The 24,863-nt window shown below is 46.0% G+C and carries 19 protein-coding genes; 8 read left to right on the forward strand and 11 right to left on the reverse strand.

The genetic code is table 11. From position 1 onward, the window contains the following. Nucleotides 1-76: 76 nt before the first annotated feature. The gene (gene putP / locus ACKU41_RS02825; protein ID WP_319779701.1) at nucleotides 77-1,549 is read right to left on the reverse strand and encodes a sodium/proline symporter PutP; all 1,473 of its coding nucleotides are present in this window, start codon (nucleotides 1,547-1,549) and stop codon (nucleotides 77-79) included. A 374-nt stretch (nucleotides 1,550-1,923) separates the two neighbouring features. Between putP and ACKU41_RS02830 the strand changes: the two genes are divergently transcribed. Then, nucleotides 1,924-2,307: a hypothetical protein gene (locus tag ACKU41_RS02830; RefSeq protein ID WP_321403993.1), complete on the forward strand. Its 384-nt coding sequence runs from the start codon at nucleotides 1,924-1,926 to the stop codon at nucleotides 2,305-2,307. A gap of 67 nt (nucleotides 2,308-2,374) precedes the next feature. On the opposite strand, the gene ACKU41_RS02835 is transcribed toward ACKU41_RS02830, so the two are convergent. Then, entirely contained in the window at nucleotides 2,375-2,608 is a 234-nt protein-coding gene (locus ACKU41_RS02835; protein ID WP_321403995.1) for a hypothetical protein, read from the reverse strand. 348 nt (nucleotides 2,609-2,956) lie between these two features. Here ACKU41_RS02835 and ACKU41_RS02840 point away from each other — a divergent pair, with 348 nt between their 5' ends. Continuing rightward, complete coding sequence (locus tag ACKU41_RS02840) at nucleotides 2,957-4,102, forward strand: site-specific integrase (protein WP_321403997.1); 1,146 nt, start codon at nucleotides 2,957-2,959, stop codon at nucleotides 4,100-4,102. Here the strand turns inward: ACKU41_RS02840 and ACKU41_RS02845 are convergent. The 7 genes from ACKU41_RS02845 to ACKU41_RS02875 form a co-directional block, all read right to left on the reverse strand. Continuing rightward, a complete protein-coding gene (locus ACKU41_RS02845; RefSeq protein ID WP_321403998.1) occupies nucleotides 4,089-4,370 on the reverse strand; it encodes a helix-turn-helix domain-containing protein in 282 nt (93 codons plus the stop codon). The two genes, ACKU41_RS02840 and ACKU41_RS02845, sit on opposite strands and share 14 nt — an antisense overlap. Continuing rightward, the gene (locus ACKU41_RS02850) at nucleotides 4,370-4,903 is read right to left on the reverse strand and encodes a hypothetical protein (RefSeq protein ID WP_321404000.1); all 534 of its coding nucleotides are present in this window, start codon (nucleotides 4,901-4,903) and stop codon (nucleotides 4,370-4,372) included. Before ACKU41_RS02850 ends, ACKU41_RS02845 begins: the two co-directional genes overlap by 1 nt. After that, nucleotides 4,900-5,220 (reverse strand): hypothetical protein, encoded by a 321-nt coding sequence (locus ACKU41_RS02855; RefSeq protein WP_319779986.1) that lies wholly within the window; start codon nucleotides 5,218-5,220, stop codon nucleotides 4,900-4,902. Before ACKU41_RS02855 ends, ACKU41_RS02850 begins: the two co-directional genes overlap by 4 nt. Next, entirely contained in the window at nucleotides 5,207-5,956 is a 750-nt protein-coding gene (locus ACKU41_RS02860) for a ParA family protein (RefSeq protein WP_321404003.1), read from the reverse strand. Before ACKU41_RS02860 ends, ACKU41_RS02855 begins: the two co-directional genes overlap by 14 nt. Beyond that, nucleotides 5,949-6,434, reverse strand: coding sequence for a helix-turn-helix domain-containing protein (locus ACKU41_RS02865; protein WP_321404004.1), 486 nt, complete (start codon nucleotides 6,432-6,434; stop codon nucleotides 5,949-5,951). Before ACKU41_RS02865 ends, ACKU41_RS02860 begins: the two co-directional genes overlap by 8 nt. Before the next feature lie 143 nt (nucleotides 6,435-6,577). After that, nucleotides 6,578-6,880, reverse strand: coding sequence for a hypothetical protein (locus tag ACKU41_RS02870; RefSeq protein WP_319779989.1), 303 nt, complete (start codon nucleotides 6,878-6,880; stop codon nucleotides 6,578-6,580). Then, on the reverse strand, nucleotides 6,881-7,162 hold the full coding sequence (locus ACKU41_RS02875) for a hypothetical protein (RefSeq protein WP_319779990.1): 282 nt from the start codon (nucleotides 7,160-7,162) through the stop codon (nucleotides 6,881-6,883). A gap of 128 nt (nucleotides 7,163-7,290) precedes the next feature. On the opposite strand from ACKU41_RS02875, the gene ACKU41_RS02880 reads away from it, so the two are divergent. From ACKU41_RS02880 to ACKU41_RS02905, 6 genes are all read left to right on the forward strand, one after another. After that, the gene (locus ACKU41_RS02880) at nucleotides 7,291-7,713 is read left to right on the forward strand and encodes a helix-turn-helix transcriptional regulator (protein ID WP_319779991.1); all 423 of its coding nucleotides are present in this window, start codon (nucleotides 7,291-7,293) and stop codon (nucleotides 7,711-7,713) included. Nucleotides 7,714-7,803: 90 nt separating this feature from the next. Further along, a complete protein-coding gene (locus ACKU41_RS02885) occupies nucleotides 7,804-8,667 on the forward strand; it encodes a hypothetical protein (protein ID WP_321404006.1) in 864 nt (287 codons plus the stop codon). Nucleotides 8,668-8,682: 15 nt separating this feature from the next. Beyond that, nucleotides 8,683-9,669, forward strand: a complete 987-nt coding sequence (locus ACKU41_RS02890; RefSeq protein ID WP_321404007.1) for a hypothetical protein — start codon at nucleotides 8,683-8,685, stop codon at nucleotides 9,667-9,669. An 89-nt stretch (nucleotides 9,670-9,758) separates the two neighbouring features. Continuing rightward, nucleotides 9,759-10,439: a hypothetical protein gene (locus ACKU41_RS02895; RefSeq protein ID WP_321404008.1), complete on the forward strand. Its 681-nt coding sequence runs from the start codon at nucleotides 9,759-9,761 to the stop codon at nucleotides 10,437-10,439. Between the two features lie 13 nt (nucleotides 10,440-10,452). Beyond that, nucleotides 10,453-11,868 carry a P-loop NTPase fold protein gene (locus ACKU41_RS02900; RefSeq protein ID WP_321404010.1) on the forward strand — a complete coding sequence of 472 codons (1,416 nt, stop codon included), beginning with the start codon at nucleotides 10,453-10,455 and terminating at the stop codon, nucleotides 11,866-11,868. After that, nucleotides 11,868-12,797, forward strand: a complete 930-nt coding sequence (locus ACKU41_RS02905) for a hypothetical protein (protein WP_321404011.1) — start codon at nucleotides 11,868-11,870, stop codon at nucleotides 12,795-12,797. The genes ACKU41_RS02900 and ACKU41_RS02905 overlap by 1 nt, the downstream gene beginning before the upstream one ends. Here ACKU41_RS02905 and ACKU41_RS02910 read toward each other — a convergent pair. Further along, entirely contained in the window at nucleotides 12,794-23,311 is a 10,518-nt protein-coding gene (locus tag ACKU41_RS02910) for an LPD38 domain-containing protein (RefSeq protein ID WP_321404013.1), read from the reverse strand. The genes ACKU41_RS02905 and ACKU41_RS02910 overlap by 4 nt on opposite strands. Nucleotides 23,312-23,313: 2 nt before the next feature. Then, the gene (locus ACKU41_RS02915; RefSeq protein WP_321404015.1) at nucleotides 23,314-24,861 is read right to left on the reverse strand and encodes a hypothetical protein; all 1,548 of its coding nucleotides are present in this window, start codon (nucleotides 24,859-24,861) and stop codon (nucleotides 23,314-23,316) included. Nucleotides 24,862-24,863: the final 2 nt, after the last annotated feature.

Raw genomic sequence — 24,863 nt, forward strand, 5'->3', positions numbered from 1 at the left:
CCCTTTAACTCAATAAAAAAAGGCTCCACCAGTACGGCAGAGCCTTATAAACATAACCAGGCTAAACAACAAGCTCTTATTTTTTTAAAGACACCTGCATCTTTTCAAAATCAGCGAGTATCTGCTCATCCTTCTGAGGCGCAAACATGTTTACAAGCATAATGGTCAATAAGTTTGCAACAAAACCCGGCACAATTTCATACATGGTAGCGCCCAGCCCGGAATCCTTCCAGAAAACAAGAACCAGCGTTCCGACCACCATGCCGGAAAGCGCAGAAATCCAAGTTGTTTTTCTGCTGAACAGCGAAAAAAGAACTACAGGACCGAAAGCGGCACCGAATCCGCCCCAGGCATAAGAAACCAGCCCAAGGACAGTGTTGCCCGGAGTCAAAGCCATGCTCATGGCAATGATGGAAATAACCAGAACACATAGACGGCCCACGAGCATGAGTTCTTTTTCCGATGCGTCACGGCGCAGGATTTTCTTATAAAAATCCTCAGTCAGTGCAGAAGAAGAAACCAGCAACTGAGAATCGATAGTGGACATGATGGCAGAGAGAATCGCCGCCAGCAGGACACCGCCCACCCAAGGATTGAAGAGCTTGGAAATCATATAAATAAAGACTTTTTCCTGCTCCCCGCCATGAAGACCGTCAAACATCGGAATTGCAACCATACCGACAACAACCGCTCCGGCAAGAGAAATTACAACCCAGATAAGTGCTACTGCTGTAGCTTTGGGCAATTCTTTAATTGAACTGATGCCCATAAAACGGGTCAGGATATGAGGCTGTCCGAAATAGCCAAGACCCCAGGCCATGGTGGAAATGACCGCAATGATAGAGATAGGCGTTCCCGCACCGTTATGGAAAAGGCTGGTGGAAATATTCTTGGCCGCCATTTCAGCTTCAATGACAGAAATGCCACCATTATCAATTGTTCCAAGCAATGGGACAAGAACTATAGCAAAAAACATCAAACCGCCCTGAAAGAAATCTGTCCAGCAGACAGCCATGAATCCGCCCAGAAAAGTATAGGAAACAATTACTACCGCACCTGTGATAACGGCCACGGAGTAATCAATGTTGAACATGGACTCAAAAAGCTTACCTGCAGCCACCAGACCGGATGAGGAATAGATAGTAAAAAAGATCAAGATGATGACCGCAGAACCTACCCGCAAAAGGCTGGTAGGATCATTGAAACGCTTTTCAAAAAAGGATGAAATTGTAAGAGTATCGGTCAACTGGGTGTAAACACGCAGACGGGCGGAAACAAAAATCCAGTTCAAGGCAGTTCCCACAAAAAGACCGATTGCGATCCATGCTTCAGTCATACCGCCAAGATATATGGCTCCGGGCAATCCCATGAGCAGCCATCCCGACATATCACTGGCCTGTGCCGAAAGAGCCGTAACCCAGCCACCAAGACCTCGCCCGCCGAGGATATAGCCTTCAATATCAGAAGTTCGCTTGTAAAAATACCACCCCACAGCCAGCAGGAAAACCAAATAAACGCCAAAAGTAAGCAAAGTCTCAGTCTGAATCACAATAAATCCTTTTTTGATCAAGTAATAAAACAAAAACAACCTAAAACGTAAAAAGGGGCTACTATTTAACCATTCAGACTATTGTGTACAAGTTATTTTTTTTTAGCGCAGATTGTACGGTAACTTGAGCATAACGGATTAAATTATTCAGTTTTTGAATCAAAAAGATCATTATTTTCATTTGAAGTAATTCCATTTACGAAAAAAAGGCTAACGTACAGTACTATTAATTTGCAGCATGTAATTTTCATTGAAAACAACGCACGATATGGTCAAAGGATTCTAGTCAAATCAACTTGACAGCAATGGTCGGTTGCAAAGAAGATAAGCAACAGGAAATGCATAAATGCAAACTTTAAAACAAGGGGAAGACCTTGCTGCCACTAATACTTGCAGGCATAACCCTGCTGACGATAATCGGGATTTCAATCTATGCGAAAAAGAAAGGGCAAAGCGGATTCGGGGTCTTCTTCCTGCTCTACAGTATAATTTCCATACTCGTATACATTGTTACCCTGCCGGAAGGAAAACCATTCATGCCGGTGGATATTCTTGGGCAGATCGGGGTCATCGTCACTTCTATCGGCGTAATCGTTGCCCATGCCAAAGGTGCCAGAAAATTTATTTACGCCTTGCCCGGTTTAATAATACTTGGAATATCACTCTCCATCCACATGAGCAAAGTACCACCGCCACCGCAAAACGGGACCGCAGCAAACGGTACGGTAATCATGAAGTCAAACCAGACCCAAAAATAATGAAAAGCCCCTGCCTTGAACTTTCAAAGCAGGGGCTCCAAATTTTTTGCGTAATTCAACCATGGCCCTACTGAATCACCCTTCTTTCCGGATTCATCTTTTCAATCACATCATAAATCATTTCCGCAAACTTGCGCAGCCTTTGCGCGTATTGCTCATTGCCAACCTGCCCGGCATCCTGCTCAGCAAGAGTAGCTACAGCCTGTAACTGTACCGCTCCTTGCGCCAAAGTCATCTGCCCGGATTTCATTTCGTCTGAAATATATTTAACCTGATCCGCATATTTTTTTAAATGATTCATGCAGGCTATGGATACACAAGACCAAGCAAAATTCAAGATCTGTATTGCAAGGCGAAATAGGGGCCAAAAACACAAAAACACCCCCTTACAACATCTATGCGGATGATGTTGTAAGGGGGTGTTTTTATTACGGTTGGTGCGAAAGGAGAGACTCGAACTCTCACGGATTAACCGCTGGATCCTAAATCCAAAAATAACTACATACAACAAGAGACCTACATAGACTTGACCGCAATTAATCCAGTAATTAAAAGAGATCAGCAAAACCTGCACAAACCCATGCGCAACTCTTAATGAGGAAAATAAGGGACAATTTACACTTGTAGGGGCAAATAGGGGACAAAAAAAATGGCCGATATTATTAAGGTAAAAAACATGACCGGTGTGTTCTATTATGAACACTCCACTAAGCGCTTTCGGGGAAAACCGGACCGCACCTTTTACATTTCCTACAAGATAAGCGGCAAGCGCAAAAAGGAAAAAATTGGCCTTCTGTCCGAAGGATTTTCTGCTGCATTCGCTTCCCAAGTACGCGCAGAACGCCTGCGACAACTCCGCAATCAGACTCTGCCGACCGCACTGCAGGGCAAAGACATCACTCTGGACCAAGCATGGGAACGTTTCCGGGATACCCATCTCACGCTCAGTAAAAACTCTGAAACCGTGCAGATTGAAGACCAACGCTACTGTAAGCACATCCAACCAAGATTCGGCCATATGCAACTCTCCAGAATCGCGCCATTTGATCTGGAAGAATTTAAATCCGATCTTCTGCAAAAATATGCACCCCAATCTACCAGCCACATCATTGGACTGATCCGCCGCACATATGCAAAACACATTGAATGGAAACTCTGGACCGGCACTCCGCCCACCGTAGATATTAAAATCTCCAAATCGGATAATGGCCGTTATCGATATCTGACCGTACAGGAAGCCAAAGAGTTGCTGGAAGAACTTAAACCGTCCAAAACTCCGCAAAGCCGAAAAGGAAGTATTACTACATATAATATGACTCTGCTGGCCCTGCATACAGGAATGCGCTTCATTGAAATCGCAAACCTGCGCGGGGAACATATTAACCTTAAGAACGGAACCCTGCGCATCGTTGAAAGCAAAAACTATAAAGGCCGCACCCTGTACCTCACCAGCCAGGTTTCTAACATGCTTTCTTCTCTGCCACTTAATACCGGCGCTCTTGTTTTCCCCTCTCAAAATGGAACTGTGATGAAACGCATCAGCAAAGGCTTCGGTAATGCTGTTGACAGACTTGGCATTAACGAAGGGGTTATAGATGACCGGGATAAAATTGTATTCCATTCCCTGCGCCATACCTTTGCAAGCTGGATGGCCATTGAGGGAGTCTCGCTTTACAGCATAGCCGACATGCTCGGCCACTCCAGCCTTGAAATGGTTAAACGTTACGCTCATCTCTGCCCCGATGTATACAAACAGGCAACCGTGACCTTTGAAGATTATTTTAACAGGCAATAGTCTTTCTACCATTTGCTTCCAACCACTTGCGGAGTTTAGACACCTCATAAACAACCTTAGTTCCGATCTTTGAATATTCTGGTCCACGCTTCTGTACCCTCCAGTTGCGGAGAGTATTGGGTGATACGCCAACCAGCTTAGCCGCCTCTGTTTCATCCACAGATAAACGCTGGTTCAACAAAGCTAGTTCAGCAACAGGAGCCATAATTTCACGCATAGCTGCCCGAAGCTCCTTGCGTGCTTCTTCGCTAGTAAACAGATTCCCCATCACTCACTCCAAATTATATCAGTTAAAGCTTCCCCCACTGCCGTACCCAGTAGTGGTTCCGTATCCTCAACACTCCCGACTTCATACAGCTCCTGTTCCATGGGGCCGGCCAAGGCTCTGATCAACTTCATTGACGATTGATCCATGTAACGCCACGGAGCTCTGTTCCCGGTCTGCACCTTCTCCAGATTAAGAGCAGTATCCAACTGCATATTTACCGCCAGCCAGAAATGCATCCATTCCTCAGTTCCGAACTCATGATCTGGAAACATCTCCTCAATTACCCTATGAATTTCAGCAAACGTCAGATCCTTTGCTTTCACTGCCCGATGGCTGCTCAATGGTTCAAGTTTGGCAAGTGCAGTTTCGCTCCAGCGACCGATCGTTTCCAGCGCAGAATCAATTCTCTTGTCCGCTTTGACCGGATTATTGGAAAGCAGGTCTATGCCCGAATCAATCACCGAAAGCACAATGTGAAGCTGTCTATTTGCAATTCCCTGCCTTCTCCGGCGGGAATTAATGTTCTTTGTCATTTCCTGTTCCGCCTCCTTAAAGCTGCCTCAAGCCCACTACCTTCCGGCTCCGCCAGACAGATCCGCAAGGACTCTTCCACCAGCATGGACTTACTCACCTTACCGACCTTCTTCTTCAGCTTGACCACGGCCATATCCGCTTCATCATTCAAATCCGAATGTATATATGAAGTAAGCTTAAATGGCTTCTCGTTAATTTCTAACGGTATGACGTCATGACGCTTTACCGCCTGACCGTCAGCCTTGTTATCTCCGGAAGTATTCCCACCAAGAACACTTCCAAGAATATCCGGAGTCGACTTCCTATTTCCGGACATAGCTTTCTACCAGATCAGTCAGATCATTGTATGCATATGCACCAGGACAATCAGGAGCATATTCATAGATTGTCTGCCCCTGCCCGAACGACTCACCCAGACGGACATTCTTGGGAATAGGCATTGTCACAGAACTTTTAAAATGATTCTGCAAGATCTCCAGCACTTCCCCACATTGATTCTCGCGGCGATCTAAAAAAGTGGGAACAACGTAATCCATCTTTAAATCAGCACGATACTGTTGAACCTGCCCCAAATGCCCGATAAACTCTTTCAATCCATCCATAGACATAGCTTCTAATTTTACCGGACATAGGAGCTCTTCCACATAAAACAGAAGATTTACGTTTAGCGCATTCCAACCCGGTGCAGTGTCTAGAATCACAAAATCAAATTTCATATCCTCGAGCGGCTGCAGAAATTCGGAAAGCACCATTTCCCGCTTCATAGTTCGAGTGGAAATCCATTCCTCCAGCTCGGCCAGCTCCGGCCCTCCAGTCATGAGATGCAAATTATCCCGAACCTCCAGCAAGCAATCTGCAAGCGGGACACCTTTCACCAGAGCAGCCAGGGTTCCTCTCTGCTCCACACCAAAAAAACCTTTTACCTGCCCCTGAGTATCCAGATCTATCAACGCCACTTTATGACCACGCCTGGCCAAACCATGTGCGACGTTTGCTGCAGAGGTGGTCTTAGCAGTACCGCCTTTTGAAATGGCAATCCCTATTTTACGCATTATGATCCTCCTGCTGCTCTACAACTATTTGACTGGCCTCAAGGTATCTCTCTGTGAAACTTTTACTTCTGGGATAATCAATCCTCAAATTTGCTCCATCCGGAAGGCGACTATTCAACTCCTCAAGAAGCTCTTCAAAGGACAACGGACGCTGATACTCCTCTGCAACCTTCTTTCTAACCTCAGTCACAGTAAGAGCCCCTTCTCCATCATCAGAAAGCACCCGATATTTCGGTTCTTCTCCGGTAACAATCCAGTTCGGATCCACGCCGCCAAACTCAAGAGCCTTGAGCAACCATTCCGCCGGCACGGGATAACGCTTATCCCTGCCGCAACGATTCTTGGCATCAGAAATAGATGACTGCCTTATCTCTAAGGCCTCAGCCAGCTTGACCTGAGTTAGCTTTCCATCAATACAAAACGCCTCTCCCAAACGGGATAAAATTTCCTCGAATTGCGTACTTCCCTTCATAAGCATGGAAACCTCCATTAAGTTTTCGCTTTATTCCTCGCCTGAAAGCAGACTCCATTCCGCCTTCAAGCCAAAAACAAAACTTAACAAGTTCACAACCCCAACCATTTGTAATGATGGAAGTATGACTTGCTTAATCAACATTGCCTTTACTCCTCATCCAGAATATCAACTAAACTAGGCCTAGCTTTAAGCGTTGGAAGCGCAAGACGCAGTGAAGCACGGACGTACTTCGATTGTTGATTTCCAGAAGCTCGTACCAACTCATCTTTGAGATCGGTGGATATGGCTACAGATATGGATTCTTCAAATGGAGCACGTTTCTTGCGCCGGGAAAAGGATGGGACTTCGCATACAGCTTTAACACGCGCAGGGTCCCTGCGGTTACGGAAGTAAAAGATCACTCCGACAATCAGGGTGGCGAATATGATTATGTATAGGAGGTTTTCCATTTAGGCCTCCTTGCTTTTAGGACCGGATTTTTTACCTACATATGGACGAGGTACTAATTCGACAGGAATAGAAACTCCATCTTCCCCAAAGCTCATGGCAAGCAAAGATTCATAAACATCACTACTGGTATAATCTCCCTTAAGAATCTGGGAAAACCTTTGAGGCGAAACATCAAGCCTGTCAGCCACTTCCTTTTTCTTAATGCCGTGCGTCATGAACCAAACATCAAGCTCCAAACGCTTGTTGTTTTGACTTGAATTCACCTTTAGTGCTAAAGACAAACCAACCCCCTTGACTGTTAATTCATTGGGTTACTGAGAAATAATTTGACTGAACAACTTAAACTAAATTTAGCCCTAAATTATTTCTCTACATTTTGTCAATAAAACTTACAAAACGTTGAGAAGAAGTGGCAACAAAACAAATCAAACCCGAACTTGAAGAGTACACCTTACGAATAAAGGCATTCGTCAAGGAACTTGAACTACGCCAACAAGATCTTGCAAATTCAGCAGACGTAAAAAGACCTACGATTGCAGCCTATCTTGGTCAGGAAAGCCAGCCATCGATGTCAACTTTATCTAAATGGTGTAGAGATTTTAGACTAAATGGACACTGGCTACTCACAGGCGAAGGGGAAATGCTTTTATCTAATAAACAAGGACCCTCGGTAGACGATACTGAGGAGGATCCCATTGTTAAAAGAATGAGAGAGGCTCAGAGAATACTTGCGGATGCCCCTCCTGAAGTCCTCTATGATGTAATTAAAAACATCACCCAAGGAGACACGGGAAAGGCAGAGCCTCACCAGAGCCAGAAAAAGGCGAGTTAAGGAAAATGACATATCCCGTCTGGTTCCATGGTTTATATGGACCGGACGGGAAAATTTTTTGACTATTTATATCGATAAGTGGATTGTAATATGAGAAATGATCGTATATTGCGTTTATATTGCCATAACAATTCCATAAAAATATTAATAATACTTTTCTGCCTATGTTTCAGCGGATGCACAAAATATTACTACAACCCTGCTTTCCCGGACAACCTGCAGCAACAAATGCTGAACCGCGACATGGCTTTCTGCAACGCTTTGGCCTCCGGAGCGATCCCGCAGCAACAATTAGTAGTCAACTCAGTCCCAAGCTCTACGACTTATGGGAATTTCAACGCCTACGACAATAGCAACCAGTATTCCGGCACTTACAGCTCATACACGACCTACGACAATTCAGCAGCGCAGGTGGCAGACATGGCCAACTCTATGTCGGTTATAGCCGCAAGTATTAATCGAGAAAATATATACAACCAATGCTTGGCCGGTAAGGGATGGGTAAAAATTAAAGACAAGGAACTTAGTGAGGATGAAAAAGGACAATTCAATCTTTTGCCTAGCAAGGAACAAGCAGAAGAAGCCAAGAAAGAACATTTCAAAAAAATTAAACAAATTCACCCGGATTTAGACCAGATAGTTTACAATCCCTTATTTGTGGCATGGAAGAACAAACAATCGGATGAGGTGCAGCGAATATCCAAATCCGGCAACGCTTACGAAGTCATTGCCGTAATCACAAAATTCAAGCAAAGCCCTATAGCACAAAGAGCGAAACTCAAATGCCCGGATTGGAAAGAATTTCCTAAAAATGCATATTTTGAAGAATGGCTAAAACAGGCTACATACGATGATATGTATAAATGGGCCATTACAAACTCAAATCAAGAAACCCTACTTGATATATATATGGCCTTTCAGGACATACTCAACAAATCAACTCAACTTAAATAAAAAAGTAAAAATAAAATGGACACATTTATAAGCTCGGCATGGTGGGGACCAATAGGATTTTTAGTTTCAATAATTTTTGGATTTTTTGGAGTAGTCCAAATATTTAAATCATGGTCACCTGGGCAAATCACTTTTGTTAATTTACAAACTATTGAGCTATTTAATTCAATAGCGAAGTCTTTAGACGGTTTAGATGTCACATACAACGGTAAAATAGTAGATGAAAAACTAATCTTACTAGTTGGGGCATTCATTAATACAGGCAAAAAAGATATCACATTAAATATGGTAGAAGAACCAATCAATTTGACACTGCCAACAGATTTTAAATGTCTTTCAGCAGAAATATTATCCACTACAATATCCAAAAAAGAAATAAAATCAAAAATTGATATTATAGACGAACACAAACTAGAAATAAAAACAGGTTTGTTTAAAATCAATGAAGTTGTGAGATTTAGCTCTTTAATACAAATTCCGCAGAATAAAAGCTATGCAAACATTGTAAACTATTTAAATTCAAAAACCAAATATAGACACCGCATAAGTGACACAAGAGAGATAAAAGTAAAACCAATTGATGAAAGACTAAGTTTTTTTAAATTCTTATGTGTAATGGTTGCTATGCAGATTTCTGTAGCAACATTTTTTATTCATGAAACAGATGACATAAACAAACTAATATACAAAGAAAAATCTGTTGTAAACTATCACCATTCCAACGGAACATCTGGGCAAATTAGCTATAAATTTTATGGAGATGACAACGTTATAATTTCAGTCCCCAACACTGACTACGAACAAATAATCTCGGATAGTATTTTTTTTAAAAACAAGCTCAGCGACACAAAAAAAATTCAAACTAACGAAATTAACTACAAAACTTTACTTATACTTGTATCATCAGCTATTTTGCTCTTTGCTGCATTGATAATTTTCATACGTCATATCAGCGCGGCCATTAATTATGAGAAAATAGTAAGACGTCTCACGCAGCACTGAGCAACTAAGTAAAACAATTTAATATACTCAACTATGACGAACTTGTTAATATGATAAGCAACACAATCTGCCCATACTGTGGAATAAAAATGAGCTCCATAAACAATGCCCCAGAGCAGAAGACCAAGGAGCATTTGATCCCCAGAACTCTTTACCATTCAAAGAAAGCCATTCCTCCTGACTTTTATGCTTGCAAACAATGCAATAACGAAAAAAAGGGAAAGAGTGACTATATTATTGGATGGGTCTCGAAAGTATGCTCACAAAATGATGAAGTAGCATACGCTGCCTTTCTCGATGCAATTACAAACAAGGAACACAACAATTCTAGAGCAGTCAAAGCACTTAATTCCGCAATTCTGAGAGATGATGGGATGGTTGAGATGACTATTCCCCTCAGCGGTTTAGAGCTTATTGACTACGGCTTATTCTTAACAAAAGGACAATATTTCGCTGACACCCAAAAACTCTTCAACCCCAAAAAACAACTGATTCAGGTAAGTGTATACAATCCCAATGCATGGATGGAATTTGAAAATCAATACACGGGACAGCATAACTCAGACTACTATGACGACTTAGCCCAAAATCCTCATTCATACAGCACAAGAGATAGCGAAACGGTAGTATGGAGAAAAGGAAATCAGTATATGTTCATATTCCACAAATTCTTAGCAATTGCTGCAGAGGTAAGACCTAACTCTTGTAAAAGTAGATCAAAAGTTGGTAAAGCTCACCGTAAACTATGCAAACAATTTAGCATCCTCTAATAAGTAACTCAGTATGTTCGGAATAAAAAACACCCCACTCACTCCCACTCCGGCAGATCCCTTCAAAGGCGACAAGCTCAAACGAGACGAAGATATTAAGCGCCTGACTGAATATACTGACTTAATCCGTAAGCCATTCGTTCTAACCCTCAACTCACCATGGGGATCTGGAAAGACTTCATACGTGCGTATGTGGCAGGCATACCTACAAAGTGACCAGATCGTAGGCGGCCCCAGAGCAAGCGTCTTCTTCAATTCATGGAAACATGATTTTTCGGGAGTACCTATTGTATCACTCATGGCTGAAATACAGGCAGAAGTAGATCGGTACGCCAAGACCCTGAAGGCAGCAGAAAAGAAAACCATTCTTGAGCGTCTCAAAGCATTCAAAGAAAAAACAACACACTTTCTCTCCAAACACAAAAGAACACTTACGAAACTAGGGTTGTACGGATCAGCCGTTGCCTCCGAAATAGCCTGCCCCGGAACAGGAGGAGCGATTGTTTCAGCTGAAACAGCTATAACATCTGCGGTAGACTCCCACGGCCAAAACAAATCTGAACTAGACTTCCTTCGTGATGATCTAAAAAAACTAGTCGAGAGCGTTAGAGGTGGAGAGAATGAGCCGCCTTTGTATATCTTCATAGATGAATTGGACCGCTGCAGACCTACTTATGCAATCGAATTTTTGGAAACAGCTAAGCATCTTTTTGATGTAGAAGGAGTCCTTTTTGTCTTATCTACCGACAGAACTCAACTTGGTAACACAGTAAAATCACTATATGGAAACATTGATGAAGATGGATACCTTAGAAGATTCATCGATCTTGAGTACAATCTACCTGAACCTAGCAAAAAAGATTATATAACTTTTTTATCTGAAGAAATTTTTAATATCAAATCTGTATTTATAGGCCCAAGCTATACAACTGGCATAGACGACTACAATGAATGGACCGCCACATATACATACATTTCTGAATGGCTAAATATGAGCCTGCGAGACATCGAAAAAACGTTCATAGCAGGATCGAATCTATTTAGACATATGTATAAAGACCATAATAACTATTGGCCAGAGCCTTTTATATTGTACGCCGCTATCAAAATTATGGACAATGAATTATACCTAAAAATAAAAATGGATATGCCTGAAATTTTTAACTATTCAGACTCACCTCCAACTCTGAATACAAAAATTAAACTTCGTTATTCCAAGCACTATAATTATTATTCATCATGGATATCTAAATGTATCGACAACAAAAAAGGGGGAGATGTAATATTCCCCAAAACAGAAGATCCACACGACAGCAAAGCATTATTTTTTCGCCGTTTTACCAAATACTATAAGTCAACAGTACATAATTATATCATAAAAAGCTTAGACTTTACTGACAATTTTAACCTCACACTACTTTCAGAATAATGCCCAAAACAAACACAATAGAAAAAGCGGCATGGGCTACAGTCATCATCGGAGCAGGCTGCATGGCTGGCACCCTTATTTCTCCATGGTTTGCTCAAAAGCTAAACGTATTTTCACAAGTCGGAGACTTTGCCGGTGGAATTGTCGGCCCCATCTGGTCTCTTGCTGCTGTATTGTTTTTTATTGCAGCGCTTAAAGTACAAAAGGAACAGCTAGAGGCTCAAAACAAGGACCTTGAATTACAACGGGAAGAACTGGCAGCCACAAGAGAAGTATTTGAACAACAAAAATTTGAAACAACTTTTTTTAATTTGCTCGAAAATCACAGGTCAATCATCAAAGAACTCATTTTATATGAAGACAGATACACAACTGGTGAAGTAAAAGAATACAAAGGAAAAATTGCAACATCGCTTTTTTTTACAATATTTCAAAACCAAACACTTACCTTAAGAAGCAAAAATTATAGTCCAGCAAGAGATATTGAATTAGGACCATATTATAATGACTACATAAAAAATGAATCCAAAAAAGGCCACGAACATATTAAAAATAAATACTACGCAAATAGAAATGAATTTCACAATTTTTTAATATCATTTCTTAAAGAGAGTACATTTTATTTTGATCAATATTTAAAGAGTGCACTATCAATCTTAATTTGCATTTACGAATTTGAAATTTCAAACACACCAACAAATGAAAAAACAGCAATATCATTCTCAAGGACATTTTCACGCATGCTTTCTCAACAAGAACTTTTAATTCTTTTCTACTACAGCTCAGAACACGATCAACTCAAAAAAATGAGTCTTCGATATAACTTCTTCAACGAATTACACGAAGACATGCTACTTCATGATTCTCATAAGGAATTATTAGGAAAAAATTCTGTTTTATTTAATACCGATGAATATTCTCCATTTTAGTCCCCCATCACCTTCCGAACAACCCCATTCCGCTTCTCCAGAAGCGCATCAATCCGTTCCCGCTTCTGAGCCGGGGTAAGGATTCTAGAGAGGTGAACCTGCCGAATCCCCGTCTCAATCTCCCCGATCGCACGGCGGAGCTGGTTCAGCCCTCCGCGCTTGCCAAGCAGCTTGCGGTTATCTTCATCCTGCAGGAGCTGCATAGCCTTTTCTGAACTTCCGGACTGAGCGTAGGCCTTCACGGTAGAATACAGCTCATCCGCTTCATGTATCATGTCATACAGCTCCGTGAGATAACGGCTGTGCTTTGCCGGCTTATCGCGATAGAAGCTTTTGATTAGCGGCATGTCGTCAAGACGTCTTGACGGCATTTCCGGTGCATCCACCATTCTGCGGGTAATTATGTCAGACATGGAAAGCGCATAAACTCCCAGAGTTCCGAAATAACCATTCACCAAATGTTCGATGCGCTTGGGACTAGTTCCCGTCTTCTCACCCAGCAGCGCGGCTGTCTCGCTGGTGCGGTGATCGCGCTGCGCTTCCGGCCGGAGCCTCTTCAATCTCATGGGTACGATGGAACGCCCGGTAAAAAAGGACTTGTCCGCCCACTGCTCAAGGACCGGGGTTATTATCTGGGGAGTGCCTACGCTGAAGGTCTGGGTCAGCATGAACTGCAGACGGTCGGCAAGCAGATCCCCGTCCTGACCATCTACTGCGTATTCGGTCAGACGCTCTGGAAGAGTTCCGAATATAGCCCCGATTTCAAAGGGCTTGGGCATGCGGAAATGCTGATCACCTACAAAGAAATGATAGTAGTTATCCCGATCCCAGTGTTCGAGCTCCTTGAACTCGTCCCGATCCCGGTTGTTCAGATAAAGCAGCACCGAAGCCATGGCCACCATTGCGCCCTTGGCAAGGAACGATTGCGGATTCTCATATGCTCCCCGGCCAAGTCGGTGCAGACCGACCATACGCGCTCCGAAGAACGGCACAGTCTCGCACAAGAAACGAATTGCCGGCCAATCACCACCCATGGAATAATCCATGATATCCTTGGCCTCGTATGCAGCTTCAAGATGAGAACCGCCCTTTTCTTTCACTCCCTCGTACAGCCGCGCCCGGGTAGCATTCTCAAATGCGCTTCCAAATTCCTGCCAACGGTCCCATCCGAATTTCATGAACTTGGCCATTTTTTTGGGAGTATCGATGATTGTGGACTCATCGATGTCATGCTTCTTGACCAGCTTCTCCACCACCAGCTTGCCGGCTCCCGGATCATGTCCATAAGAGTAGCCACCATGAAAAGCAGCTCCTGCAGCCATCATTTTCACGGTATCCGAATCCTTACGCAGGCTCTTGATTGCTCCCCTGAAGGAGCCGATTACCGGCACGAAATGCCCGGTACGGTCCACGCCCCAGGCATGCACGGTATCGCGCACAAGGTTCCGGAGCATGAAGTCAGGTGTGGAAGTAACGCCCGTGGTCAGCAAGCGCTTGAAGAAACGCGCGGCCTTCATGCCCATATTGTTCCAGCTCTGGAGATTCACCGCGGTCAGCGATCGCAGAAGGAGCGGATCACCCACATGGTAGTAAACAGGCTTACCGTCCCGCAGAACATGAACAATGTCCTTGGCGTCCGGAGCAACCATCCTGAAGACGGTCTGCAGAGAATCGCGCTGTGCGGCGGAAAGCTGCCCCACGGCCTTGTCATCACCAAGGGTTTTGACCAACGCGCTGCGCAGGGCCCCACCTTTCAGCTTCAGAGCCTGCCATTTAAAATCTGCCGGAACAGCCTCGCCAATCTTCTCGGCATTGGTCATGGCCTGTTCCATGGCCCGGTTCTTCACGCTGGCATCAATAAGGTGCGAATAGTTACGGATAATATTCTCAAAAGGATCTCCAAGATTAGCAGTGCCACCCTGCAACCGACGAATACCGGAATACTGGCTGGCGATACCTTTCTTACCCTTTGGAGCTTTTACATCCGCTTCATCATTGATGCGGTAAAAAGGAATATATTCATCATGCTCCCAGACTAATCTACCTGAACCGGAAACAACACCTGCAGCCTCGGCAAAGTCGAGCACCTTGGTCTTGAACTGGATGTAGTTCTGGCGCACGTCCTCATATTTGGTTTCACGCCCATTGTTCAGTGCGCAAAGTTCGTCAATCTCATCTTTGCTGAAAAGGTTCTCGCGCCCTTCATCCATCAATTTACGCGCACGTAGACCAACCAGCCACGCAGTATAGCGGTCCAGCTCCCCGGCAACTGGTTCGAAAACCTTGGCAAGGCCTTCGCCTTCCACATCCATGGCACCATCACGCCAGACGGGATGACCATGCTCGATTACGGCCGCAATCTGGTCTGCATGAGAGGTGGACATTCTTGCGGCCACGTAAGCTGAGTCTTCAAAATTATCCACACCCGCAGCACTGTCCAGATCCTTCAGCGAAGCAAAACGGTCGAACATACCCTGATTCAATTCAGTACGCAGGAACTCCCGTACCTGGTTAATCTTCTCCGCGACTGGGCTTTTGATTTCACCCTTGGAGCCGATCTTGGACATTGCCGACTTCAGATTCGGATTGGAACGAGAATAGGAAGGAGCTGCTTCACCGGACTTGATGTCCGCTGCACTTTCGCCGTGAACAGTCCAAAACACAACATCGGAAACAAGCCGATTCAGTTCCGCACGAGTAAGAGAGCCGGGCAACTTGACGCGGATCCGCGCTAACCAATTTAGAACAGCATCGACAACCTTGCGCCAAATTGACTTCTCTTTCGGGCTCAAGACCTCATCAAGCCGGACCTTCTCGGCAAGCCTGGCAAGATATTCATGAGCCGCCAGATACCGGTCACCACGTTCAGACAAATTAAGGTCATAATCTGCAATTACTTCTTTGTAGCCGGCTTCACGCCTGGCGGCACGATGCACCTTACCCAGAAGGGATACGTAATCCTTGTCACCCATCAGGCCGCGCAAGCCGTGGTGCGCTCCCTGCTCATGCATCCAAAGCTCCACCGCACGCTTGCGGGAAGCAATGTTCTCGGCCACCATCCAGACCTTTCCGGTCTTAGGATCATTGCAGGCCTCGCAATAACCACCGCCCTGCGCTTTGAAAGCCTTGCGGATATGTTCCGGAAGCTCCTCGAATACGGAAACCACTTCCAGCGGCAGCGCGTTCTCTGCCTTGGCCTGTAAGCCCTGCACAGCTCCGCGCACGTTCCTTGTGGAAGTGTGATTGCGAGGATTGGATGTTTTAGAAAAATGAATACCGTCATTACGCTTTGACGTTTTGACGTCTTGACGGCTTGACGGTTTAGCGTTTTGCTGTCTGGAGTATTCAGCAAGCACGGAAACCAGCCCTTTGCGGACTAACTCAATATCATGGAAGTAACGATTGGCAGTACCTTCCTGCTTAAACACCGAAAGGACTCGGTCTAAAAGCTGCTTTACCTTTTCACCGAATTTTTGGAATAAGCTTGGCTCTTCCTCGGCCATATCCTCCCAGAAGGAAGGCTCAAGAAACTGCTCACCAGAAACATCTGCAAGGAATTCTTCATCTGCATGCTCACGGGTTAGACCTTTTTCTCTACCCGATTCACGTTCAAGACGCTCACGCCACTTATGGTGCTTTTCCCAAATCCCTTCATTTATCTGGTTATCAGCTAAATCGTAAAATTTGTTGTAAAGAGCAGGAGCTTCAGACTTCATTAAATGGACAATTTCATGTCCAAGCAAAAATAAATGAGGATGATTTGAATCAGGCCTCATGAAGACAATATTCTGCTTCAGATCGGCATGGGCTTCAGCTGGCAGAATCGGCAGATCAGAAGCAACATAAACAAGCTTTTTACCGAACAGACCCGCAATTCTGTCCAGAGTCTCTAGTCCCTCCCGAGAGGAGGACAATGTCTGGGAGTAAACACCTTCCCGTCCGACTTCCTGATGAATCGGATCTGAAACATTTCCGTCAGCTCTTCGAACTCTTCCTGGCTTAACTGCGAAGACTGATCCGTCCGGAAAGTCGAGTCCATATTCTTTTCTAAGCTGCTCTTCGTAGAGTCGGGTTTCTTTTGTTGTTCGCTTTGATCTTTCGTCATAGGTGCTCCGGTCAACTGGTTCCAAAACAGTACCACCGAGTGAGGCCGGAAGTCTATCCAGTTGTTCGGCAATGTCCTGCAGCGGACTTTCTTCCTGATAAAAAGCCCAGCCCTTCTCCGCTCGGTTCCAGCGAGCTCCGGCCTCCTTTAAGGCCTGCTTATTCTGGTAAGTCTCGCCGGTGACGACCCAGAAATCTCCCTTGGAGTTGGAAGCTTGTTTGAGCTCAAGGCCTGCTTCTTTTAATGATGCTTCAGTATCTGCTTTCTTAACCACCCGCTCCGGAGCGGTAACACTCTCGATACGTTCAAAGAGTTCTTCGACCGTATCGGCACTGAAGTCAGTACGCCCTCTGGACTGAACACCTTCAGCTCCCTTGCCCAGCTTATCAATAACCACAATACGGGTCTTAACTTTCGTTCCGGCACGACCGAATGTTGCAGACGGCAAACCGAACTCGGCAACCTTGTGCGCGTGTTCGGCTTCCTTAGACTCATACCATTTATCAAACTTACGGTCGGCAGCAGGCCCTTCAGGAAGGATACAAACTACACGCCCACCTTCACGCAGGTGATTGAAGGCCTTACCCAGATGATCGACCGCTGTTCTCCCTCCGGATCCGAAAGGAGGATTCATGGCAATGCCGTCATATTTATTGACTGCAGCTAGATTCTCAAATCGCTCATTGATCTTGCGGCCGTCACATATGACCGACATTTTGGAAAACAACTCGTCTGAAGGCTCTACAGTTGTTATGTCCGCAGATTCTGGAAAGTACCGGGCAATAGCACCATGCCCGGCAGAAGGTTCAAGAACGGATTCTCCCGGCTTCAGATCCAACCATTCAACCATCTTGAATCCAAGAGGCTCCGGAGTGGCAAAGTAATCGGATCCTTCCCGAGCTTTATTGCGGGAAGTCCTTTTCTGCTGGGAATAGTAATGGGTCTTAGCCTGGTCGAAAGGAGAAGCCTGCTCGACAAAAGAATCAGCCTCCTTGCCTCCGCGCCCCTGCTCCAAGCTGGGAGCTCTTGAGGTCGAATCAAGGTAACCTTCACGAAAGGCTGTACGCAGATCCCGGGCAAGTTCACCCATGGCCAGGTTCTCTGCAGCCCCGGCACGTTCAGATATTTTCTGGCCGAATGCGCGGGATTCAAAGGACAACCCTGTTTTCAAATACTCGATAACCGCATCAGACATCAAACCAAGACGATAGATACGTCCTTCGGTCTGAATAGCATCCGTGGGCTTGGTAGGCAGGTACAAAGAAACAAGGGCCCTTTGCTTTTCCCCGATCTTATCATGCAGGGAAATCCCTTCCTTGCCTGCATCCTTCTGTACAACAATGACATCAACGCCGCTGGAATCATCATTAAATTCATTAACGGCCTTAACTCTTTCTTTCTTGGATTCCTTACCAGAGAAAAAGGCCACCTTATCCCCGAAAGCCTCTCCCATTTCATCACGGACATTCTGTAACCCCCGGATATCCATTCGAGCATAGGCCGGATTATCTGCCACCCATTTCTTGAATTGAGCCATGGCCTTCGTGTCATAACCACATGCTTTATCAAAACGAGCAAAACTAAAAGGATGCCCCGGCATACCCTTATTGCGGGAATGAAAGACAACAACCTTACGGCCAAGGTCAAGATGCTCCTGAACACGGTTAACAGCACTACGCGCCTTCAGCGCCTCAAGCAAACTGGTGGTATAGTGGTAGTCAAAAGCCTTATGAACAATTCCGGCCAGATCCGGATACTTCTCCCGGTCGGACATGGACTCGATTCCTTTCTGGATCTTCTCGCCCAGCTGCGCCGGCACGTCCACGAACTGACGGGAATAGTCCTGATTGAGCTGCAGACTACGCCCGGAAAGAGCACCCTTCTTTTTCAGCCACTCGTTGAACTGCCGTTCCATGAGCGCGGACTCAACACCTGATTCGGGAACAGTCAGCTTGTTGTAGCGCATCCGGTAACCGAACTTGCTCATCATAAACTGATCCCAATTGGAACCGGTGTTGTAGGATCTGAATCCATCCTCTTTCATCCCGTGATCGCTATCAAACAGAAAACCATCCGCATAACGGACAGTCTTGTCATAAGCAAAGGGAGAAGCGGAAAGGAAAACAACCTTGGTTTCAAGGAGCCGTTCTGCCTTGCCCTCGATGCGCTGCATCAAATCTTTGGGGATGAATTTTTCGTTGATAGTCCAAGGAGACTTTTCAGCGCTCTCGCTCAGCTCAAAACCTTTATGCTTTTTAGCTGCCTTCAGGATCTCATCTGAAAAAGCCATCTTCGCACTCTGCTGCGGCATAAACGGACCAGCCAGCCTGTTCATCATTTGCCAGGCATGGGTTTCACCACCCTGCGCATTTTCGCAAAGCTTATGGGATTCATCGAAAACAAGAAGGTCGAAATCGCGTTTGGCGAGGGCTTCATTCTGCCCGAAGTTGGCATAGGTGGTAACAACAACATCCCGGCCACCGTCATTGATTCCGCTAAGCTGGGTAATATCAAGATGCAGGTTACGCCCGTCCTCAATCCAGTCACGGGCCTTCTTGTCGGTAGGAACTACAATAGCAATATTGGATTTGCCCTGACGCACAAAACGCTTGATAACGCCAAGCCCGGTATAAGTTTTCCCGGTCCCGGTGCCATTGGTAAAAAGCATACCTCGGCTTGTATCGTCTTCGGTGTTGGCAAAACGCTGTTCGGCTTTATAGACATCGTCCTGCTGTTCGGGAAACAGGACAGGAAGGGTTTCACGGATGTTCTCAAGGTTTCCGGGAACAACCTTAATGGATGAGTCCGCCTCTTTCTGCTGACGAACTTTTTCTTCTATTGAAAGTAATCGATCTGGAGATGCTTTTCGATTGCCGCTCCCCAGTAATGAGACAGATCCGCCGGATCGTTCGGATCCAGTTTCCGTAGTTCTTCCTGCTGTTCCGGAGTCAGTCTGTTCTCCAGAGTCATCAGTTCTACTGCTTCGTCCAAATCCAAAATCTCCGGAAGTGCGTTGCGCAGTTCCATCCTGCCGCTCTGCTCCAGAAACGCTGTTATCGCCTCTCTCTCTACCAAAAGAGGTACTACCTGAACGTAAGAGGTTATCGCTTTGCTGGAGTATCCCAGCTTGTCCAGATTGTTCTCCACGTCCTGAATCACCAGATCCATCACTTCCGGACTGACCTGAAACATGTGGCTCGCCCACTTGGTTTTCAGTTCCTGACTCTGAGCTATCTGGTTCCAAATTGCTTGCGGTATCTGGTACATTTTTATCTTTCTCCTCTCTTTTATTTATACCCCCAATAAAAGCCTTGTCAAAACTTTCAGCAGGTTCAGGGACAGATAAGCCAGGAAGAAGACTTTGCCCTTCAGCAGACATACCGGATAGTTTTGCATACTGCTCACAAGAGGTCTTGAAAGACTTCAATCCTGAACCTTCGCCGGGCTTAGTGCCAAATGCTTCAGCAAGGATCCGCGCTCTTTTATCGTTAAGCCCCGGAACAGTTTCAACCAACTGGCCCTGATTCAAAAACTGTTTAACCGGAATGGATTCACTTCTGGCTTTGCCAACAATGCGCAAGGCATCCCGCACAGGGAAATTCAAACTCCAATCCGGCCCCCGGTTATTAGCCTGAATCAATGCAGGAAGAGCCTTATCAAGCTTTGCCAGAGCAGAAGGAGGAGCCATATCCAGAACGTCATGGCTATCCACCACTACGCCACGTAGAACTGATTCAATAAAATTCTTACCATCACTATTGAGCAGCCCGGTTTCCTTATTGATGAACCTGACCAGTTGGGTTTCTTCAAGAACTCCATCCCTTTTAAGCCCAGCCATGAAATCAGAAGACCTTGAGGAATCAAGGAACTGTCTCAGGGTTTCATGATTCTCCATCTCTGCGCCAAGATGAGCACGAGATTCATCGGACAGCATCCGGCCTCTGGACACAGCTTCCGCTTTAGGATCGAGTCCCTGAGTGAAATCCTGATTGTAAATTCTGGAAGCCCTGGACAAATCCTTCACTTCGTCCTGCAGCACTCGAACAAGAACCGGCTTTTTCATGTCCTTCAGGTCCTCAGACTTCAGGCCAAACTGCTTAGCCTTCCGCCTCAGAACATTCTTGTAACGCTGTGCTTGGTCGCTATGCTGGTCATAGGCCAAAGCCAAAGACATAATCCGGGAGTTACCGCCAAGGGTAATTCCGTCCGAAGTAACGATCGGCGGTCCACTGGCAGCGGTCGGGTTGTCGTTCACAAAATGCTGCGGCTTGAGCGGAGAAGCATGACCTTTAACTTTCTGCTGTTCACCGGGATCCGAATGGTAAGGACGCTCCTGAGCTTCCTGAGGATAGGATGGATGTTTGATAAAATTCTTCAGCGCATCGTGGGAAGGAACAACTTCATCCAGCTCACGAAATTCATAACGAACCTTGTCCTGACCGTCAGTATGCTCAAGGGTTGTTTCGTTACCTTTGCCCTTTTCAGACTGCCCTTCTTCCTCCAGCTCAAGCATGGCCACATCAAACAGATCCTCTTGCAGCTCATTTTGACGGCTTGACGTCATGACGTCTTGACGCTGTGGCAGATCAACTGCACTATCTTGAAGAAGATCTGTGTTTACGCTGTCCAGTCCACCCGTAAGTCCATATGAAGGGAATTCTATCTCAGGCTGATTAGACAGCTCAACCTCCGGCACTCGCACGACCGGATCACTCCCTTTACCTTCCTTTTCCAACTCTTCGACAGCTTTAAACCAGGCTTGTTCGAGATTCTGATCCCAGTTTCTATTAAACTCTGCAGCTTCAGCTGCTTTCTGATCAAAATCAGGATGAGCGACAACTTCGGGAGCCGCCACATCATACATCCCGGAAGCATCACGAAACATATTCTCCCGGTACTGATCCCCGAAACCGCTCATTCCACCTTTAAACTCAGGAACAATCTGCGGCTTTTCCTGTAGCAGAAGGTCCACCGGTTCAAATGAAGACAGAACTTGAGGTTCCCCTGACGGTGATAAAGACGATTCATTTTCAAACTCTGCAGGTCGCCAGCCATCCCTCATGGCCATTTCATGATTAATACGCTGCTCAAGGTCCTGATCAGGACGGAATCTGTATCGCTCCTGGATGTCTGCTTTAAGATCGCTCATCCCTGCCGGCGACTCATACTGAGAATCAATGACCCCCTGAAGGCCGAATCCAGATTCACGCTCCTGACCAAGATCCTTTTCCTGCTGGGAATAGAAATCCCTCATCTTCACCAATGGAGAACGAAGATCCGCCGGTTTCCTTTCCGCTTCTGTTTGACGGCTTGACATCATACCGTCATGACGCTCTGACGTTTCAGCGTCACCTTCCAGCAGATCCACGGTAGCACCAGCTTTGATCTGCTCAATCTGTTCGATGAAATTCTGATTGGAACTGTCTTCCTCTCCAGACAAACCTGCAGGACCAGACATTACAGAACCGCCTACACCGGTAATAGCTGCAGGCCCAATGACGTTCACGCCCTCCTTGGCGGCTTGTTTGACACGCTTCCAGACACCAGGCTTCATTTCCCCGGTCTCAATATAATGTGCCAGATCCTTGGAAATAGATTCTGCAGGTTCTTCAGCCCATTCGCTGATCCCTTCTACAAGACCAGAGCCGAGGTGTTTTGTTGTCTTGGCCACAACACCCTGCCCGGCCTTAGAGAACATCTTACCAAATGAAACAGCATTCAACCCGGCACTGGCCAAAGCCATCATTTCGCCGGCACGAGCTGCTTCCTTTTCTGAACCACCAGCCTCCAAAACTTCCCGGTATGTGCTTGTCCCCTCAAGCGCACCGCCTCCGGCACCAGCGCCCAGAGCCTGGCCGATACGCGCTGCGCGTTCAAGGAGTTGTGGAGTAAGCTGCAGGGCCTTTCCTCCAACCTGAACAAACTTACCTACAGCAGCCCCGGGAATCATGGCCGCTCCCAATGAGGGACCAAGATTACCAACCTGATAAGTCCACCAGTCACCGCGAGCCATCAGTTCAGGATTATCCATAACATTCCCCTGCAATTCCTTGGCAGGAGCATGGGATTCCCGCAGCGGCTTGTAGTAGTCCGCAATGGCTTCACCTGCATCAGCAACCGTATCGCTATCCATCCGATTACCCAGCCACTGCAGCCCGGCACCGAATGATTCACCAAGTCCGGCGGATCCGGCAGCAAGTCCGTGGTACATACCCACAGTGGAATCAATTGCTGAATCTACGAAAGGCATACCAAAACCTTGCTGTTCCGGCACGGACGTATCGACCGGCACTTGCGGCACAGACGAAAAAACCGGGCTCCCCTTATCAGGAGAACCCGGTGCATTCTGCGTTTTCTGTTCGTAGTCCAGTTCCCTGACAGCCTGATCAAACAAGGCGTTCATATCCATAATTACCCCCCATACCCGCTTTCGTTAACTCCGGGTCTGGTCGGCGCTGTCCGGATATCATTTCGTTTATTCAAAATTCGTTTGGCTCCAGCAGGGCCATATTGCTTAATGAGAATCTTGATCTCATCCACTTGTTTACGCTGCTCCGGATCCTCGGCAGGAACGTGAGTCGAACCTTGCTGCAAAATCTGCTGATAAATACCGACTGCCTGCCCTGCGGCCTGCAACCTGATTTTATCCGCTTCATTTTCAGGCTTCCATTGACCGGAACGAAAACTCTGAACCAGACTCGCAGCATCATTGAAAGCATTATTCCCTTCATTGGTGAGCTCATAAGTGTCAGGATCCAATAATGTTTTACCTTTCTGGTGGAACGGCTTGAGCGCATCACCAAGGGACTTGCGCATCTGAGTCAGCTTTTCAGCGGCCTGCTTATCCGGAAGACCTGCTGTTTCAGCTTGAATCTGATCTGTCTCAGCCTGAGTTTTGATAGTGGAAGCACGAGTCTTATCAGTATCAGCGTAGACCTTTCCGGTCTGTGCTTTTGTATGGGCGATATCTGCCTTGCCCTTTGCAAGTCCCTGCTTCTTCTCACGTAGGTCCATAGTAGTGCGCACGTAACCTGAAAGACGATCCAAGGAATCAACCATTATTGTCTGGCCGTTATCTTCATCCAGCACCATAAAATGGGTTCCCTGTGAATAATCAAGACTGTTCTGAGGAACGGCCTGAATCATATGGCCAGCTTTGTTAACCATCGTGATCCACTTAGAAGGGTCCTTAAGGTTCTCAGCATTCCCCCGGCGGGTAGCTTCCATATAACGGTCGGCAGCTCCGGCAAAAACAGGATTGTAGGTCTTACCGCCCTGCATGGTCTTTTCTCCAGCCAGAAACTGCTTGATGACATTCCCGGTCTGCTCAATGGTCAGCCTGCGTCCGGTCTGAGCCCAGCCACCTTCTTTGTCAGAACGAAACTCAATTCCATAGGTTTTGGAGCGGGGATCAAAGTCTGTAAGTCTATATGGCATAGGGGCAAGCTCAGAAGCCCGCTTCATATCAATGACTGCGGCATCAAAATTACCATTAGCCATTTCATTCAATGCGCTTCCGCCGACCTTACGAAATTCCTGATACGTCTGATCTATCTTATGCTGTCTTCGCTGCTTCAGTGCTTCCTTTCCGGCTTCAAATTTTGTGGCTAAATCTGCAGCGTGACCAAAAGCGGAAATACCAACCAATGTTTTAGGGGGCTCAATTGCATCGAAATCCCAAGAATTCTTTTGTAACTCTCCAACCAGCCGTTCAGTTTCTTTACGGACCGCACTATTGAATTGGGCTTGCTCACCCTGCTGAAGCTGGTTGTATCTTGAATACGCCGCATGCTCATTGCGGGAACGAATTCCATTCGGCATACCATTCCCAGCAGCCAGACTTGCATAAGCCCTATCAACCTGCTGACTATCTGCATATGCGTTCATAATATCGGACAACCCACCCATGGCTCCGACAATCTGTCCTGCTGCTTCATCTCCAAATAAACCAAAGCCCATAT

The organism is Maridesulfovibrio sp. (assembly GCF_963678865.1).
Lineage (GTDB): Bacteria > Desulfobacterota > Desulfovibrionia > Desulfovibrionales > Desulfovibrionaceae > Maridesulfovibrio.